The sequence below is a fragment of the Methanomicrobium sp. W14 genome, from assembly GCF_017875315.1.
In the GTDB taxonomy this organism is placed as follows: Archaea; Halobacteriota; Methanomicrobia; order Methanomicrobiales; family Methanomicrobiaceae; genus Methanomicrobium.
Map to the genome: position 1 here is coordinate 556748 of NZ_JAGGMM010000003.1, position 18568 is coordinate 575315.

The window sequence follows — 18568 nt, forward strand, 5'->3', positions numbered from 1 at the left end:
AAAAAGAATTTTCCTTAAAATTTACAGGTCTGTCACATCCGGTTCAGATCCGGACCTTTTCACCTCATTGCAGCCGTTTTTGCGTCTTCTATTCTCCATATATGCACTGAAGCTTTCAAATATTGAAATTACGGCAGGCATAACCATAATAGCACCGATAAGAGAAAATCCTACGGTTATAACGGTGACAAGCCCGAAATTCTGTATTATAGGTGACGTGGACAGAAGAAGGGCCGAAAACCCGAACACTGTCGTAAGTCCGGATACGGATATTGCAGTCCCTATCTTCTGGATTGCAACCTGAATCGATGAAATCATATCGTTTCCCTTCTCCTTTTCCTCCTGGTACCTCTCCATGATAAGGATAGTATACTCAGATGCAACACCGATTGTCATTGCTCCAAGTGTTGCCGTGAGAAGCGAATATGTAAGGCCGAGAGAATACATAATAAGCCCGTTCCACCCGACAATCATTATAATAGGGACAAGCGGGGATACGGCCGAAAACTTCCTGTAGACAAGCAGCAGAAAGACGAATATCAGAGCAAACCCGAGATACGTCATAGGGTTTTTAAGGTCGCTTATACTGTTGATAAGATCTGTGAACATGTATGTTGAGCCCGTATACGCTGCAGTCATACCGGGGTGCTGCCCGTACCAGTCAAGGTCTTTTTTCATGTCCTCAACAAGCTCCTGTGCAGCCGGAATGGATATATCCTCCATTGAAAATTCGATTACCGTCTCGGTATTCCCGTTTACGTACTTATCTTTGTAGCTGTCCGGGATTAATGCCCATACCCTTTTGATATCAGCCTCGTTTGCCGGGATAGCACCGTTATTGTAAAGTTTGAAATACGTGGCTATACTTGTCGCACCAGTCAGATCATTTTGCTTTTCAAGCTCATAATCGCTGAACTCATCAATCCATTTAAGAGTTTCAGGGTCAACTATGGAATCAGCCTTAATGTATGCCGTAATAGTATCGGTTGAGCCGATGACACTTGTAAGCTTGTTCATCGAGATCATCGCCGGCATGTCCTGCGAGACCATCGAGTCCTCATCGGTATCGATGATTACAAGCCCGTCAAGCTGCATCCCGACAACTGCAAGCATGGCAAAAATAAGAATTAACGGGACAGGGTGTTTTGCAATCTTTCCTGCAATACTCCCCAGGAAAATGTCGTATCTCCCCATTAAAGGAACTTTACGGCTGCTTTTGCCTTCAATTAAAATATCATCAGGATGGTTTCTGCCATCAGGCCCCCCGTGCAACCCGTTTTTGGGTTTGTATTTTACTATAATAGAAAAAGTCGGGACAATCACCATTGCACAGACGTAGCAGCACATAATTCCCACTATGCAGATTGTCCCGAAGTCCGCAACCATAGGAGACGGGGCAAGAAGAGACAGCGCGACAAAACCAAGTGACGTTGCAGTCATGGCAAGGAGAATTGCAGGCCCCGAACTCGTAATTGTCGTGAAAACAGCATCTTTCATTGTTTTTTTTCGTATCTCCTCGTCAAACCTGGACTGAAACTGGATGGCATAATCTATTCCTATTCCTATAAGGACCGGAAACGCCGCAACAACAACCGAACTTATCGAAATCCCGGCAAAACCCATAACACCGAATGTCAGCACAATCCCGCAGAACACGATAAAGACCGGAAGCATTCTGTACCTGACATGACCGAACAGAAACACCATCGCAACGATCATCAGGACCATTGCAAGGCCTATTAAAGTGGTCATGTTGGACATTATGTCAGATTTCATATCAACCGCAAAAGCAGGATTTCCGGTTGCTGTCACGCTGATTCCTGCCGGAGGATTCGAAAAGGATATGACACTGTCAAGATTTGACACGACACCGTCCTTTGAGTCCTCGGAAAGACCCGTCTCAAGGGGAATACTCACAAGAGTCATCGTCTTTGACGGGAGAAGAAGTTCAAGATAATCAGAAGAGACTGAATTTAAGGCTTTATCAATATCAGCCTTGTTCTGGGGGAGTACTCCGCCGTTTGCCGATTTTAGAAAGTCAACAAGACCTGTCACGCTTGAAACGTATTTCTGGTCCCTGATACTGCCTTCAAGCGTATCAAGATATTTCAGCACATCAGGCGTCGTTACGTCTGCACCTTCTATCAGAAGAATCTCCGAGTCAGACCCGAATGTATCGGTATAATGGACCAGAAGAGAGCCCACGGGTTTATCAGTATAAAGATAGGTGTCCGTGCCGGTCTTCATACTGGTCATCGAGGCCCCGTACATCGCAATAATTATTACTGCAACGACAAGGCCGGCAATTAAAAATGGTTTTCGGTTAATCGCTTCTGCTATATATTCATACGGTGATCTCAAGGTGACCTTTCCTCCTGCCTGGCAAATAAGATACTATTATTTATATTTTCAGATCCTCTTAAAAGTCCTGTCTTTAGAAATTCGTTTTTATCAGGAAAATAATTACCCTCATAAAATTCTATCATAAAAAGCAGGTGTAACTATTTTTAATTTTTTTAAATACATAAAAACGAACACAACTACCTAAAAATTCCCGTAATTTTTTTACAAAATTTTCAAGGAAAAAAGGCATTAATACAGGGGACAAAAACCGTAAAAACACGGACTCAATGCATGAGAACTTAAAGTTATAACAAAAATATAAAAATAGTATTTAAATTTTTAAAAGCTCTGTGAACCTTGCCAGGACTCCTGCATCTCTCTTATTCTGCTTTGGACATCCTGCAGAGCGTGTGCGCTTTCTTTCTTCCATAAAGTCGCCGATAGACTCAAAGACGGAAATCGCGGCAGGCATAACAATAATTGCACCAAGAATCGAGAACCCTACAGCTATTACAGTAACTATTCCGAAGTTCTGGATAATCGGTGACGTTGACAAGGTAAGTGCAGAGAAACCGCAGACTGTTGCAAGACCTGACACTGAAATTGCCGCACCGATTTTCTGCACTGACATCTGGATTGCAGTTACCGTATCAAGACCCTTCTTTTTCTCCTCAAGGTACCTCTCCATCATGACAATCGTGTACTCAGATGCGATACCAATGGTCATTGCCCCCAGACATGCCGTTAAAAGCGAGTATGTAAGACCAAGGGAATACATGATAAACCCGTTCCATCCCACAATCATTATAATAGGGACAAGCGGCGTGATTGCGGAGAACTTCCTGTATAACAGTATCAAAAGCGCAAGTATAAGCGCAAACCCGAGATATGTCATCGGGTCCTTGGTCTCTTTGATTCCATTGATAAGGTCTGTAAACATAACCATCTGCCCGGTATACGTCGCAGTCATACCCGGGTGCTGCTTGTACCAGTCCAGGTCGTCCTGCATATCAGCAATAAGCGCCTGTGTTGCCGGAATCGAGATGTCTTTCATCGAAAACTCAATAACGGCCTCGGTATCACCGTCCACATATTTGTCGCGTATACTTTCCGGAATAGTGCCCCAGACTCTTTCTATATCAGACTTTTCTGTAGGGAGGACTCCTTTATTGTACTGTTTAAGATATGTTGCAATGCTTGTGACACCCGTAAGGTCGCTCTGTTTTCCAAGCGCGTACTCACCGAAATCATACATCCACTGCAAAGTTTCAGGGTCTTCTATTGAATCAGCCTTAATATATGTTGTAATTGTATTCGTGGACCCGATAACGCTCCCGAGCTTGTCCATCGAAACCTTTGCGGGCATGTCCTGGGGAACCATCGAATCCTCATCGGTATCGATGATTACAAGTCCGTCAAGCTGGATTCCGACAACCGCTACCATCATAAGGACGAGGAGAACCGGAATAGGATGTTTTGCTATTTTACCCGCAAGCTTTCCTATTGCAACATCATACCTCTCCATAAAGGAGCCCTTTGTCCCGGGTTTCACCACAGGCGGTTCTTCGCAGCCCTTCCAATCAAGCTGGCATGACTGTGCACTGTCAACAGGATTCAGACCCCCGGTCTTGGGCTTATATTTCACAATAGTCGCAAATGTCGGAATTATTACCATTGCCGAGATATAACAGCAGACAATTCCTATGATGCACGTCGTTCCAAAACCCGAAATCATCGGCGAAGGTGCGAGAATGGACAGTGCCACAAAACCAAGTGCAGTTGCAAGCATGGCAAAAAATATTGCGGGGCCGGAGTTGGTGATTGTGGTAAATACCGCCTCCTTCATTGAAGACACCTTTATCTCTTCGTCAAACCTGGACTGGAACTGGATTGCATAATCAACCCCTATCCCTATAAGTACAGGAAACGCTGCAACTACGATTGTTGTTATATGTATCCCTGCAAATCCCATTACTCCGAATGTAGTGACAATCCCACAGAATACTATAAAGACCGGAAGAAGCCTGTACCTTACATGGCCGAACAGGAAAAACATTGCAATGACCATGAAAATCATTGCGAGACCAATGAGAGTCCCCATGCTTTTCTGCATATCGTCCTTCATTTCAACGGAAAACGCCGGGCTTCCGGTTGCAGTAACAGTTATTCCTGCAGGTGTGCCCGAAAATTGAATGACGCTGTCGACATTGTCAACAATCCCGTCTTTTGATTCATCGGAAAGACCCGTATCAAGAGGAATACTTACAAGAGTCATCGTCTTTGACGGGAGAAGCAAATCCAGGGTGTCCGAAGGCACAGAGTTCAGGACAGTCTCAATATCCGCTTCGTTCTGTGGGATGGTCCCGCCGTTCGCTGATTTGATAAGGTCTACAAGACCTGTCGCGCCCGACACGTACCTCGTGTTTCTCAGATCTCCCTCCAGACTGTCAAGATAGTTCAAAACATCAGGCGTTATTACGTCCTGCCCTTCAACTATCAGGACAACCATATCTGACCCAAACGTATCAGTATAATGGGTAAGAAGGGAACCTACAGGCCTGTCAGTAAAAAGATAGGTCTTGGTTCCTGTGGCCATTGTTGTCATCGAGGCGCCATATATCGCCATTATCAATATCGCGGCAATAAGACCTGCAACCACAAACGGCCTTTTATTAATTGTATTCGCTATCAGTTCAAATATCGATTTCAAAATTATCATCCTCCTTTTCGAAAGACTTGATTTTTTGGTTTATTCTTCAGGCCTTCCGTGAAAAATACATCCAAAAGTCCCTTTTTTATGATTATACGGACTTTTGCCTGAACAAAACACCGGACTATCCGGATGGATATAGTCAGACAATATGTCCTCGGTGATTCTTGCGGCAACCTCAACATCACCGCCATTTAAGGAATCAATACCCAGGGAATCTGCAAAGCTGTACATTCTGTTTCGGTCTTTTATATCAAACAGCCCCGTATTCAGATATTCAGGATTATTTACCGCATTGATTATTTTTTTTAAATAATCTGTTGAGATGTAACCTTCATTTGAATATGCAAGATGCAGAAATTCAGTCAGATGCATGTAAACAGGAGGCGGTGTAAAGCCTGCATCCTCCCAGATTCCTCTTGATTTTAAGCAGGAAACATCCTGGAGAAAATGAACGGTGCAGGAATTTCTTTCTTTTTTCATCGCTATAGCCTCATTTTGCCAAAATGTTTTATATTTACTCTTGTACGTTTTCGAAAGAAGAGATATTAAAGGAAGTACAACCACCAAAGTTTATACAATCTAAAAACGATTATATGAAGCTCTAAAATAATATTGGAGATTACCACCGCATCCTGTAACTGCCCCGGAGAAAAAAACATCATTTCCTGCATTTTTCCCGGGGGATTTTTTACGGCAATATTCTCCGGCAGCAAAAAAAAGAAATAATCAAAACGGAGAACGAATTCTTTGCACTTGCACATTTTCAGAATTTATTTAGCGAAAATTTGGAGGACACACAAAATCTATACCGTTTTTTAGTGTTCCGGCACTTTAACAGCACAAACATGTGAAAACCAGGCTTTTCATATCTTCAGCTAACCGGGATGATTTCATTTTTTCGCACTTTCTGAAAACTTTTGGGGAGGGTAGGTGCCATGGTTATTTCATTGCTTTTTTTTACCGCTTAAATTATATAACAAAGAAACATCTTATTAATTAATTGTAACTATCGGAGTTGCAAATGCTTGAAAAAGTCATTTATACACTAAAAAAGCTGGGTTTTACGGAATATGAAGCGAAGGCATACATATCCCTTGTAGGATTCGGAATGGCAACCGCACGCGAGATACACGAACACAGCGGCGTCCCGCAGGGAAGAATTTATTCGGTATTAAAGAGTCTTTCAGACAAAAACTACATAGAAATCCAGGAGGGTAACCCGTCATACTATTATGCAGAAAATCCGGGCGCAGTACTTGGAAAACTTAAAAATGACATGAATGTATCCATAGACAAATCGATAGAATATCTCTCAGAACTCCATCTGGATTCAAAGCCCCCGTCAACCATATGGGCCATCCATTCCGAATGGGGAATCAAAAACAGGCTTAAGACATTAATCCAGAACGCAGACAGGGAAATTTTAATTCTTGTTGATGATTACGCCATGTTCGCGTGGATAAAACCTGAACTGAAAAAAGTGAAAAAAAAAGTGTATATAGAGATATATGCAAAAAACAAGGCAGATTTTGCCGGAACAAATTTCAGGGTGTCCGAGTTCAGCGAGAACCTGATAAACTTCGGGCGTAAAGTATCCTCACTTACGGAAAAAACCGAAAACCACCCCAAAAGCACTATGACTCTGATTACGGACGAAGTTAACGGATTTTTTGTAGGGAGCAGAAACGGCAAAACCACGAGCGTAATAATCAAACTGCCTCAGCTCACCTACACCCTGAAGGCATTCATAAAAATGCTTGACGAAAAATAAATAAAACGCTGACAAATGGAAAAAACAAACAGTTACTGCCCGGTTATTGAAAATATATCATCCCGCATGAAAAAGATTTACGGGAAAGGTGAACTTGGACTTTTTCTGGCAGAGGAAGTCCTGAAGTACAATGCTTATGAACTTCAGGTTATATTTTCAAGGTCAAGAGGTGAGATAGAAAGGCTTCCCGAAAATTACAGGGACAAATTAAGGCCTTATGCTAGGGAATGGCTTTCGGGGCGGTATCACAGACTAATTCTTTTATACAGGAAAGGATTATTCCGCGATAACAATGAGCCGGTTAAATGCCGTGACACATACCTGAAGTACTGCGATATTATACCCAAAGCCTGCTTTGACAACAAAATATACGATTGCAGGTCCGAAGATGACGAAAAAAATCCTTACTACAACCTTTTTTATTACCTTGTCTGCGCTTTTGCAATGTTTGTGGAGGACGAGCCCGGACACCCTGTAGGAACACCTTTTCCGGGAGGCTTTGAGGTTGTAAAAGAACATGACGGCTACCTGTGTCCCATAAGAGACAAGGAAGAGGAGATATTATACTCGGTATGCAATTTCTGTCCCGCAAAACAGGACAAAAGAAACATTTAAACATCACTGCCGATTTCATAGGGGATTACCGGCTGATTGAACCTGCCGGTTGTATCGTCATCCCTTCACCATGGAATAATTTATTTTTTTTAGCGGTCATACAATTAAACCGTTAATATGTACAGGCCCGAATTAAATCCCGGAGAGCAGATTATGATGTCATCCCCGGGTGTAATTGTAAAAGACGTATCATTTGACGCTTTTCTCACAAATAAGCGCATAATTTTTGCAAAAAAATCAGATGATATCTACGAGAGAAAAGAGCTGGTATTTCCTCTTAATCTTGTAAAAAAATATGAGCCGCTGGCAGACCCGTCAGGAACCCCCACAATAGAGTTTTCAATACAAAAACCAAACGGAGGGCTTGGAGAACTTATCCTTAAATTCGCCCAGACAAATGACTACCGGTACTCAGAAAGAGACGAATGGGTAGACAAACTGAGAAGAGCGGTTCCTGCATCTCCTGATACACAGTTTCAGGGCCGGCAGGACTTTCAGAACCAGAGAAAGGAAAACATACCACCATACGGCGCCCCGCCCGGAAACATTCCCGGAGCGGACAGGGGGTTTTCAAACCCGCCGCAACACCGGCCCGGCTTTGAAAACCAAAACCAGTATAATAACCGCGGTGAAATGCCGCCGCGCAGGGAGCCTTATTCACCCCCCGCAATGAACAGACAACCTGTCGAAAGCGACAGAGACCCTTACGGAAGAAATTCAGGCTACAATGAGCGTGAAAGATACGGGAATATGCCGCCGCGCGGGGAGAGGATGCCGCCTTTGGCGCATGGAGAAAAAAGCCCGAAAAAACCTGTTTTCTGCCGTTACTGTGGCTCGTCAATTCCTGAAGGTTCATTATTCTGCCCTTCATGCGGACAAAAATCAGAAAGTATGCAGGCTGCCCCTCAATCAGGACCGTCTTTTCCGCCGGCTGAAGACCCGTATAACCGCAGGGAGCCGGTAAGACCCCCGCGAAGAATGCCGGAAAATACATCCCGCAGGGATTACTCCGGGGGACCCAGCCTTGCAGATGACCCGGAATTCAGGGGCAAAGGACGCAGCAGCCGCCCGCAAATGCCCCCGGACCCATACGGTCCGTCTTCAAAGAAAGCCCGTAAAGAGCAGCAGAAAGCCTACAGGGATTCTGAAAAACAAAGGATGAAGGAAGCTAAATTCGCCGAAAAAGAGCGTAAAAAAGCTATGAAGCACGGGGGAAGAGGATATGATTCATACGGTTACAGGGAAAGCAGAATGCCCGAAGGTCTCCCGAAAATTATCGGTGCCGTCGTTGCAGTTGTCGTAATCCTCGCGGTTGTATTCTATGCCTTCAACAGCGGAATTATAGGAGGTTCAGGGCCAGTTAATCCAGGTAAAACAACACCATCCTCAGGTGACTCATCGTCTCCAGGCTCATATTCCCCGATAAACACAGGCGATCTTAATGTGTCAAAAAGCTTCGGCTCATGGAACATTCAAGTACTGCATGACGGGGGATGGAAAGGAAGCTATTCCGTAAACGGTGTTACAACGACAATTACAGACGAAGACGGAGATTCCACAATATACGGATACAAGCAGATAACGATAGACAATCCTTCAGGAACAATTGAGGTAACGGCGTCCAAGACTGTGCCCGGTGACACAAATGAGCTTCTGGTTGATATTATAGACCCAAAAGGCCACTACGCTGCATCAGAGCGTACAAATGACGACTACGGAACTGTGACCGCATCTGCAACGGTTTAATAAGTTTATTTCCGGTTAAACACAAACAATCATTTTTTTCATATCCTGCACAAATTAACTAAAGATACGGAGTCTCTGAAATATGTATAAAATAGTTCTCCTCCGCCACGGTGAGAGCGAGTGGAACAAAGAAAACCGTTTTACAGGGTGGACTGACGTTGATCTGTCTGAAAAAGGCCTTGAGGAGGCTCATCTGGCAGGAAAACTCCTAAAAGATGATGGCTATGCTTTTGATCTGGCTTATACATCAGTCTTAAAAAGAGCAATCAGGACACTCTGGACTACTCTTGACGAAATGGACCTGATGTGGATTCCCGTGATAAGGTCGTGGAGACTGAACGAACGACATTACGGAGCTTTACAGGGACTGAACAAGGCTGAAACAGCTGCAAAATACGGGGATGAGCAGGTCTTCACCTGGCGCAGGAGCTATAAAACCGCTCCGCCGGAATTATCACCTGATGACCCGAGAAACCCTGAAAACGACAGGCGCTACGATGGTCTTTCACCAGGCGAAAAACCTCTTACCGAGTGCCTGAAGGACACTGTCGCAAGGGTTCTTCCGTACTGGACCGGTGAAATATCACCTGCCGTTAAATCCGGCAGAAGAGTCCTGATTGCTGCCCACGGGAACAGTATACGTGCAATTGTGAAAATCCTCGACGAAGTCTCTGACGATGAAATTGCAAACGTGAACATCCCTACGGCAGTGCCCCTTGTGTACGAGCTTGACGACGACTTAAAGCCCGTCCGCCATTATTACCTCGGAGACCAGGAAAAAATAAATGCGGCGATTAAAGCCGTATCAAACCAGGGCAGGACCAAAAAGGATTAAATATAAATTACACGCTTTTTTAGCCCTTTCAGAAAACTGAAAGAAATAAAAAGAATTTAAAGATGCGTCACCAGAAACAGGTACTCCCTGAAAAAGTTGTAAAGTTTTTCAAACTCGTTTCTGACAATACCTGCCCCGGGAATATCAGGTATTTTAAAATTGTTAAAATCAAAAGTCTGTTCAACTGTTTCCGTCGAATTTATAGAAGCATTAATGGAAGATGAACCATTATCCTTTTCAGAACCGCTTACAGGAGAACTCTTTAAAGCCTCTATATACCCGTATTTTTTCTTTATTTCAGAACCGTCGGGCCCTGACACCGTAAGAGTCACATCATAAATCCCCGCATTATGGTAGATATGAACAGGGTTTTCGTCGACGCTGTTATGCCCGTCACCAAAGTCCCAGTAATACGAGGTGATATTTCCGACCGAGTCACTCGTAAACTGTACACTTAAAGACTCTGGGCCCGATGTTTTGTCTGCATAAAAAGATGCCTCAAGCTTTTTTACATATATAACCATCTTATCTGAAGACTCTCTTTCGTTTCCTTTAACCGTAAGAACAACGGTGTAATTGCCGGTTTTTTCAAAGATATGCTCCGGGTTCATGACATTTGATACAGTAGTGCCGTCACCGAAATCCCATGTCCTTTCCGTGATGTTTCCGGCAGGAACAGTTGAAAGGTCGGTAAATTTTACGGTCAAAGGAGCCTTGCCTGAACTGACATCTGACCTGAATGAAACTACAGGACCGGGTTTTTTTACAACTATGTCAATCGATTTTTTTGAAGTCTCACCAACCCCCCTTGAAACCGTCAGGACAACAGAATACGTGCCCTCAAGGTCAAAAGTATGCACCACAGGTGATATTGCCGGTTTATCGCTTTGATCATCAAAATCCCACCCAACAATTGCATGTCTTCCATGGGTCATATCGGTAAATTCAACAGTAAGGGGAGAATTTCCGGAAGTAACGTTCGCAAGAAATGCGGCCGAGAGAGATGGCTCACTCAGAGTAATCTTTCTTGATGTTTCAACCTTAATTCCGCCGGAATCAGAGTCTGTCGTCACATCAAGGGCAATCATGTATTCGATGGGGTCACTCATGTCAAACGGAAGAGTGTCCGTTGAATAGATATGGCTTACAGTTCTCCCGTGACCGAGAGCACTGCCGTCGCCAAAATTCCATACCCACCGGGAGTCTTCAGATGCAGTGGCGCCTGAAATTGAGCCTGTAAACGTGACATTAAGGTAATCGTCAGTATTCATGCCCCCCTGGGAAATATCAAAAGATACGTCAGCTGCCGATGCAATTGCGCAAAATAAACAAATAAGAATAAAAACGGTTAAAAAACCGGTTCTCACCTTATGCTCCTCCGAATATCGAAAAACTGCTTTCTCCTGAGATTATAAAGAAATAAAACAGCAGAAGGGCAACAAATGCCGGTATAAGAGCCGATACGAGGGCCTGTCCCCCGGAAAGGCTGTAAGTTTCCCTAAGGCCTATGACCTGAAGAATAAATCCCCAGAAGGGTATTATAAAAATCCCTGCAAGAGGAATAATTCCGGCTACAAATGCAGTCGCTGAATACAAAGAAATCCTCACCCCGTCATTCAGCTCGCTCCTGTAGCCTATGATAACCACACTCAGGTGGAGAAGTATACCGTATATAACGGTAAACAAAGCTATAAGCACTGCAATCTCGACAACAAAGACCAGCGCATTTCCAAGATTTGAAAAGGTGCTTAAAACCGGGTATGTCGCAGAATCAAGAGAGCTTGCGTACCAGTTCAGAAAAACGGCGTTTCCTATCACGAATATAAGGACTGAAATTATGAATGTGGGCACGGCGTCGACAGCATCCTGACCCCTTGTTCCCTGGAAAGCATCTGCCGGGGATTTGATGAACCCGATAAGCCTTCCAAGAGTAGAATTTTCATCAAAAGCGGGCCCTCCTCTTCTGCCGCCGAACATATCATCTCCCGCCGGTTTTCTTCTTTTTGGAGCTTTTCTGACTTTTTTCACCCCGCTGCGCGGATGTTTCCTCCCTGAATCAGGACTCCTGTCAAAATCTCCGTAACCCTCATCATATCCGCTGCCGTATGATTCTGAGTCTATAATGCCTCCTGAACGCCCCCCAACACTTCCGGAATATACGTCAGAGGGAGGTCTTGCGGAATACTGGTCAGAATTATTGTACTGGGGAGTGCTGTCGGCTTCAGTCGGCCTGTAAAGTTCGCCTACACTTCCTGTTGCAATTACGTCCTGTATGGCCCTGACCCAGACCTCACGCTCTCCCCAGCGGTTCTTGTCATACCACTGGGAAAACCTAAGAACCATCCTGCGGATATTCCCGTTCTGGATTTCGACCATAAGGGCGACTGCAGGTTCTCCCTGCTCGGAAGTCTCGCTTTCTGCACTTCTCACAGAGCCAAGAGGTATTGAAGAAGGCTTGTTGGGCCTGTTTGGATCGGTCAGCGTTATCTTGTCATTTGAAAGGGATGCAGTATATTCCTGCGATTTTACGACAACATTCTGGGCCGTAAGAATAACTCCGCCGTGAAATTCCTGCTGCGGATGCCCGCCGCAGCCGTAAGGCGGCTGGGGGGACTGACCCTGAAAGTCTCCCGGATACTGACTGTTACAGTTCATATCCTGATATTCGGGAAAAGAAGACCCCGGCGCAGGTGCGCTTTTTACAGTCATCTGGGACTCGGAGACAACACCCTCCATGACTTTTTTGAGCTGGTCCCTTTCTTTGTCCCTCACACCCGAAAAGTCCTGGGTAAAAGAAAGAACCATCTTTTTTACCGAACCGTCAGGTGCACTCAGAGAAAGCTTTAAAGTAGGGTCATCCGAAAAATTCTTCCCCGGGCTTATTTTCCTTATGACCTGAAGCGGAACTATAACAGGAGGTCTCGTCCTGTTATTGTCCTCCGAGAGGATAAGCCTCCGGTTAGTCAGAAACAGTCTGAATTCTATCGATTTTACTTCTATATTCGGTATTTCGGCGAGAATTCCTTCATCACCGGCCAAGTCCGGAAAATTCGTTCTGATCACCTTTCTGATTAAATGAAAAAAGACGCAGGAGAGACAAATCCCCTTTATACCCTCACCTGATCAATTTTCAACACGATTCACATGAATTTATTCTGCAGTATACCGGAAGGCGCACACTGCCTCCGGTTATTTTTTTCTGGTGTATTCTGCTGTCTTTTTAAAGCATCATTGCCTGCAGTTATTATATCTATAACCCTTTTTTAGTGTTCTTCCCCGATGCAGGCCTTTTATCCGTTACTTCATTTAGGACATTTAATTATTTGAACCTATGAATACAAATTATTTGCCGTCTTAAGTATAAAAAAATCCCTGGACTTATCTGAAAAAAGTAAACAAAACGCGGTCGGTATAATCCGCTGTTATAAGGGGAGAGCAAAACCCATATAAAATAAATTTTTACAGACTTACCTGATTTTTCCCGAAGAATATATCTGTTGAAAAAAAAATTATGATCAGTTATGGAGCTTAATGCATACAGAATAATTCTGACCGCTGTCTTCATGTGCGCACTGGCATTCCCGGCCTGCGCAGTCGGCGGCGATATGGGATGGTACAACATCCACTGCAACGTGGACGGTGCAAGCGTCTACTTTGACGGCAATTACATGGGTGAAATTTCGGGCAACGTGCTCTCAGTAGGCGTCTATACGACAGCAACCCCGTATTCCAAGGTATCTGTACAGAAATCCGGGTATTATACTGCCTCAACTTCGCTTCCGGGTACGCCTGCCGCCGGTGAATCGGCCGACGTCTATGTTACTTTAAACAAAATGGCAACAGCTACACCGACAGAGTCAGGAACAGGCGGCCTTTATATCTCCACGTCACCTTCGGGAGCAAGCATCTTTTTGAACAACGTTTACCAGGGACTGTCGCCCCTGACGATTTCGGGACTGAAATCAGGAACAACCTATTCGGTTGAAGCAGAAAAGGACGGATATGACAGTTCAAGCCAGAACGTATACATCAGCGGGGGCTATACTCAGAGTGTCTATTTAAGCCTGGAGACACCGGGCTCAATATCGGTTACGTCCAACCCGAGTGGCGCGTACGTTGCAATGAACGGGAATATAGTCGGAAAAACCCCCTATGTAATTACCGGACTTTCATCGGGGGATCACGAGATAGAGGTCTCAAAGAACGGGTATTACAATTACAAGAAGACAGTCAATGTCGTTCAGGGAACACAGATTTCGGTATATGCGGTTTTGGACCCGATATTGGCAAACAACGAGATACTCGTCAAATCAAACCCTTCCGGAGCCAAAATCTACCTTGACGGTGTATACGTAGGGGAGACCATGGACAAAGTCTACTACCCGGTGGAAAACGTTGCAGACGGAAGTCACAAAATAACGCTGACGCTTGAAGGCTACTCGGACTATACGACGTCGGTTGTAATGTCAGGAACATCGGTAAAGGTATATGCAGAAATGTCAGCAGGCTCTTCATCAGGGACGGGGCTTCTTTCAGTCTCCTCAAACCCTTCCGGAGCTATGATCTACCTTGACGACGGCTACCAGGGAGTAACGACTCCCTATACGCTTTCAGGAATCTCTCCCGGAGAACACACTGTTATGCTCCGCCTTTCAGGGTACCAGGATACATACTCGAAGATAACGGTATACGCAGGACAGACCTCGACACTTAAAATGGGACTTTCGTCATCCTCACAGGCAACAACAACAAAGACTGGAGAACAGACTCCTGTCCAGACGCAGTCATCCCCCCTTCCTTTAACGGTTGCGACGGCAGGAGTCTTTGGGGGCATTGCACTTTACATGATGAAAAAAAAGGAATAAACCTTTTTTAATCTCATGCTTTTTTTGGATATTTTGGATATTAACTGTCAAAAAAGAAGATTTTTGGAAAGGAATTAATTAAAAATTACCAAAAAAAGTCAAATTTTTTATTCAGAAAACATCGTCTGCGGAACCGAGATCTCAAATTTTGCCCCTTTCATATATTCACCGGTTTCTGTTATTTCAAGGCCCGTTATCGACAGTATCTCTTTTATCAGAAACAGCCCGAGCCCGGTATTCTTACCATAACCCTGCCTGAATATAGCCTGTTTTTCATCATTACTTATCCCGACACCGTCGTCCTCGCATACAAGCTTAATCCCATGAGGGGTCTTTTCATAGTAAAATACAATTTTCGTCTCTTTTTGGCCGTACTTCAGGGAGTTGTCTATAAGATTGTAGAATACCTTCTCCATAAGGGGATCGGCAAATATTTTAAGAGTTTTGCACCTGTCCTCGACCATGATTCCTTTCATATCCAGGCCCTGCACGGCTTTTCCTATAAGCTCCCCCACACCCTGCCATACAGGAGACTTTACGCCGACGTCCTGGTAGTCTCTCGTAAAAACAATCTGGCTGTAGATGGTATCCGCCGCCACCTTCTGCTTTTCAAGAAATGTCTTCAGGCTTTCATCTGTGCAGCCGTCAAGCGATAGCTCAAGGTATCCCTGGAGAACGGTCATCTGGTTGAGTATATCATGCCTTGTGATGCTGTTCAAAAGGTTTATCTTCTTGTTTGCTTCAATCAGACTCTTTTCAACAATCTTCTGGTCAGTCACATTGGTGGAGACTATTGTCACCGCCTGCACTTTGCCTGCATGTATGTCCTTTACAGGACAAAACCTTCTGGTGAAATAACAGCCGTTGCATGAATACTCGTCCTTTATTATTTCCCCTGACTCAAAGACTGAATTTATGATTCTTGAAAATTCCCTGTTTTTCCCTTCAGGGTGAAAGTCGGAATAATTTTTCCCCAAAAAGGCATTCTCACTACATATGCCAAGCCTTTTCATATGCCCGGGGTTTATGGAGATGTAACGGCAGTCCCTGTCCACTATATATATAGAATTCTCCTCCTCGCCGTCATCATTTCCGCTCTCTGTAATTTCCGTTGAGACCACGTTAAAGGCGATGGTCTCACCGTTGTCAATGCTTTTTACCGGGTTTATCTGCCTTCTGTACTTTCTGCCACACTTCTCATAAACCTCTTCCCGCTCCTCTCCGGTTAAAAGGACGTCTGATATCTCCTTTTCGAAATGAGACGTCTCTTCAGGTGAGTGAAAATCAGAATATCTGCGGTCCTTATAAATTTCTCCCGCTTTGCCAAGCCTCTCCAGGTGCTTGCGGTTCATAAAAAGATAACGGCCCCTCCGGTCAACAAGATATATAGAATCGTCCATAGACTCTATCAGAGACTTGTACTTCGTGTTTTCAGGGCACTCTGCATTCTTTTCCTTTCTGTGCCTTGCCGCAATTGTGATTATCTCGTCAAGCTTTCTTATCTGCTCAGGAAAATTTTTGTTTTTTATCAGAAAATAGTCTACACCTTCGTTTACTGCGTCAACGGCCGCTTTACTGCTGCACATGCCGCTAAAAAGTATAAAAGGAGTCTCTTTTCCGAAACTCCTTATCTTTTTCAAAAATTCAGTCCCTGTCATATCGGGCATGCTATAATCGGAGACTATAGCGTCAAAATCTGAGTTTAAAGCCATTTTAAGGGCTTCATCGCAGGAACTGCAACATTCTATCTTTATATCCCCCTTTCCCCTGCCGACAATACCCTCGAAAATTTCGAGAACAAGGGGTTCATCATCCACTACAAGAACTGATTTCAATCTTCAAATCCACCTGACCGCACGTACATTCAACTACTGAACAAAATCCCATTTCCGTAGTAGTTTCCAGTTTGTAAAAAATCATATATATAATTGAATGGTGGTATCAATTGTACAAAAAAATAAAGTGACAAATTATATTTTTAATAAAAGAGCAGTTCTAAAAAGCCGGATAACCCGAATTTTCAGCTGTACCCAGTATTTGCACCAGAATAAAATATTCCGATACGAAAAAAGACAAGGATTTTAAAAAACAAATGGCCGGATAATAAGTCCGGTATTTTAAAGGTAATTTGAATTACCCTTTGAAATTTGTAAAATAATTTTGAATTGAAGCGTTTTTGCTTTTTTTTTTCCTTTCCTTTGCCGAATATGTAAGCATGTACTCTGAAGACTGCTCCGCAGGGCAGAACGGGCACAGTGAAAATGCGACATCATCCGCTTTGTCCCGTAAAGGGCAGAAATACCTGTCATAGTCTTTTTCAACTTCGGGCCCTCCGGGAAAAGGAGTACCCAAAGGATGCGCAGGCTCTTTAAGCACGAACATCCGAAAACCTGCAAGCAGGTACTTCAGGTAAAGGTAATAAGGGTCATCATGCGACGCCTTTGTCCTGCAGGCTTCAAGGACCATTTTCCAGTATTCTGGGGATTTTTGCCCCGGACCTGACGCATAAGTCAGGTAATCACGCTTTTCGCGGATCACAAAGAGAGTGTGGTAAGTGTCAAATATCTGCTCGTGAATCTTTTTAAGAAGTTTTTTCCTGTAGTTTTCATCAATGTACCTTGTTTTCTCCTCAAAATTTTTCATCATGACTGAAAGAGCTCTCAGCGGGTACTTTTCGACCTCAGAAGCAATCACGTCAATCATCTGGTTCTTCGACCCGGCCCCGGAAAGAACAGAGCAGGCTATCGTAATTCCATGGATCCGTTCAGAGTATTTTGAAAGAACATGGCCTATCTTTTCTGGTTTTGCACCGGAGACATTCAAAAACAGGGAATTGATGACAGCATCATCAAAAGGCTGTCTGCCCTTTCTCTCACCACCGCCTAAAACACTCTTAAAAAACGAAATTAAACCCAAAATGCAACCACCAGCTATTTATTTTCTGTTTTTGGTTTTTATTCATTTTCCTAATAATACCAATCTTTTTCCTTTTTTACAATCATTAATAATGTAGATTTATGCAGCCCGAAGAATATGAAGACTACCTCGAAGCAATAATAAATCACTCGATAACCAGAATAAACACCGGATCGTTAGAGAAACTCTCGGAAGTCTCTGGCAAAAACAGTGAAGACACAAAAAAAGATCTGTTCGAGCTGGAAAAAAACGGGTACATAAAAACAGATGACAAAGGCGGCATAACCCTTACTGAAGAAGGCAGGAGGACAGGTGAGTGCACAATAAAAAAACACAGGGTCCTGGAGGCATTTCTTACCGAGATGCTCGGAATTGAACCTGACACCGCCTCAAAAGGAGCCTGCGTTCTTGAGCACGGCGCATCCGAGGACACAATAAACCGTCTTAAAAACTACATCAGGGGCCACGGCAGATGCAGAAGGAGAGGGGAACACGAAATGTTCAGCCATTTCTACAACTGCGGCGGAAAACCCCTCACCGGATTTTCAGAGGAAGACAAAGTTGTAATCCTCTGCACCATGGGGGGTCCGGGGAGGACAAACAGGCTGCATGACCTGGGAATCATTCCCGGAGAAAAGATAATCATAAAACGTAAGCTTTCGAACGGAGCTATGGTAGTGATTATAAAATCCTGCGAGATAGGGCTAAGCCCAGAAATAGCCTCATCGGTCTTTGTGGAAAGGATATGACTTTTTTGGAGGAGT

The 18568-nt window shown here is 44.1% G+C and carries 13 protein-coding genes; 6 read left to right on the forward strand and 7 right to left on the reverse strand.

The genetic code is table 11. The annotated features are described in order from the left end of the window. Positions 1-21: 21 nt before the first annotated feature. The 3 genes from J2128_RS11905 to J2128_RS11915 all read right to left on the reverse strand — a co-directional run bounded on the left by J2128_RS11905 (position 22) and on the right by J2128_RS11915 (position 5536). On the reverse strand, positions 22-2361 hold the full coding sequence (locus J2128_RS11905) for an RND family transporter (protein WP_209691646.1): 2340 nt from the start codon (positions 2359-2361) through the stop codon (positions 22-24). A gap of 313 nt (positions 2362-2674) precedes the next feature. Next, entirely contained in the window at positions 2675-5062 is a 2388-nt protein-coding gene (locus tag J2128_RS11910) for an RND family transporter (RefSeq protein WP_245323721.1), read from the reverse strand. Between the two features lie 30 nt (positions 5063-5092). Further along, entirely contained in the window at positions 5093-5536 is a 444-nt protein-coding gene (locus J2128_RS11915) for a hypothetical protein (RefSeq protein ID WP_209691648.1), read from the reverse strand. A 541-nt stretch (positions 5537-6077) separates the two neighbouring features. Between J2128_RS11915 and J2128_RS11920 the strand changes: the two genes are divergently transcribed. The 4 genes from J2128_RS11920 (at position 6078) to gpmA (ending at position 10023) form a co-directional block, all read left to right on the forward strand. Then, a complete protein-coding gene (locus J2128_RS11920; protein WP_209691649.1) occupies positions 6078-6827 on the forward strand; it encodes a TrmB family transcriptional regulator in 750 nt (249 codons plus the stop codon). 15 nt (positions 6828-6842) lie between these two features. Next, on the forward strand, positions 6843-7442 hold the full coding sequence (locus tag J2128_RS11925) for a DUF2115 domain-containing protein (protein ID WP_209691650.1): 600 nt from the start codon (positions 6843-6845) through the stop codon (positions 7440-7442). A gap of 117 nt (positions 7443-7559) precedes the next feature. Beyond that, a complete protein-coding gene (locus J2128_RS11930; RefSeq protein ID WP_209691651.1) occupies positions 7560-9188 on the forward strand; it encodes a zinc ribbon domain-containing protein in 1629 nt (542 codons plus the stop codon). Positions 9189-9270: 82 nt separating this feature from the next. Next, entirely contained in the window at positions 9271-10023 is a 753-nt protein-coding gene (gpmA, locus tag J2128_RS11935) for a 2,3-diphosphoglycerate-dependent phosphoglycerate mutase (RefSeq protein ID WP_209691652.1), read from the forward strand. 56 nt (positions 10024-10079) lie between these two features. Here the strand turns inward: gpmA and J2128_RS11940 are convergent, their stop codons facing one another. Together J2128_RS11940 and J2128_RS11945 are read right to left on the reverse strand one after the other, a co-directional pair. Further along, the gene (locus J2128_RS11940; protein ID WP_209691653.1) at positions 10080-11294 is read right to left on the reverse strand and encodes a PKD domain-containing protein; all 1215 of its coding nucleotides are present in this window, start codon (positions 11292-11294) and stop codon (positions 10080-10082) included. Between the two features lie 97 nt (positions 11295-11391). After that, a complete protein-coding gene (locus J2128_RS11945) occupies positions 11392-13062 on the reverse strand; it encodes a YIP1 family protein (protein WP_209691654.1) in 1671 nt (556 codons plus the stop codon). 482 nt (positions 13063-13544) lie between these two features. Between J2128_RS11945 and J2128_RS11950 the strand changes: the two genes are divergently transcribed. Next, positions 13545-14888 (forward strand): PEGA domain-containing protein, encoded by a 1344-nt coding sequence (locus J2128_RS11950; RefSeq protein ID WP_209691655.1) that lies wholly within the window; start codon positions 13545-13547, stop codon positions 14886-14888. A 107-nt stretch (positions 14889-14995) separates the two neighbouring features. Here the strand turns inward: J2128_RS11950 and J2128_RS11955 are convergent, their stop codons facing one another. Next, on the reverse strand, positions 14996-16723 hold the full coding sequence (locus tag J2128_RS11955) for a response regulator (RefSeq protein WP_209691656.1): 1728 nt from the start codon (positions 16721-16723) through the stop codon (positions 14996-14998). Between the two features lie 298 nt (positions 16724-17021). After that, positions 17022-17804 carry a DUF2115 family protein gene (locus tag J2128_RS11960; RefSeq protein WP_209691657.1) on the reverse strand — a complete coding sequence of 261 codons (783 nt, stop codon included), beginning with the start codon at positions 17802-17804 and terminating at the stop codon, positions 17022-17024. A gap of 101 nt (positions 17805-17905) precedes the next feature. Here J2128_RS11960 and J2128_RS11965 point away from each other — a divergent pair, with 101 nt between their 5' ends. Beyond that, complete coding sequence (locus J2128_RS11965; protein ID WP_209691658.1) at positions 17906-18553, forward strand: metal-dependent transcriptional regulator; 648 nt, start codon at positions 17906-17908, stop codon at positions 18551-18553. The last annotated feature ends 15 nt before the right edge of the window (positions 18554-18568 follow it).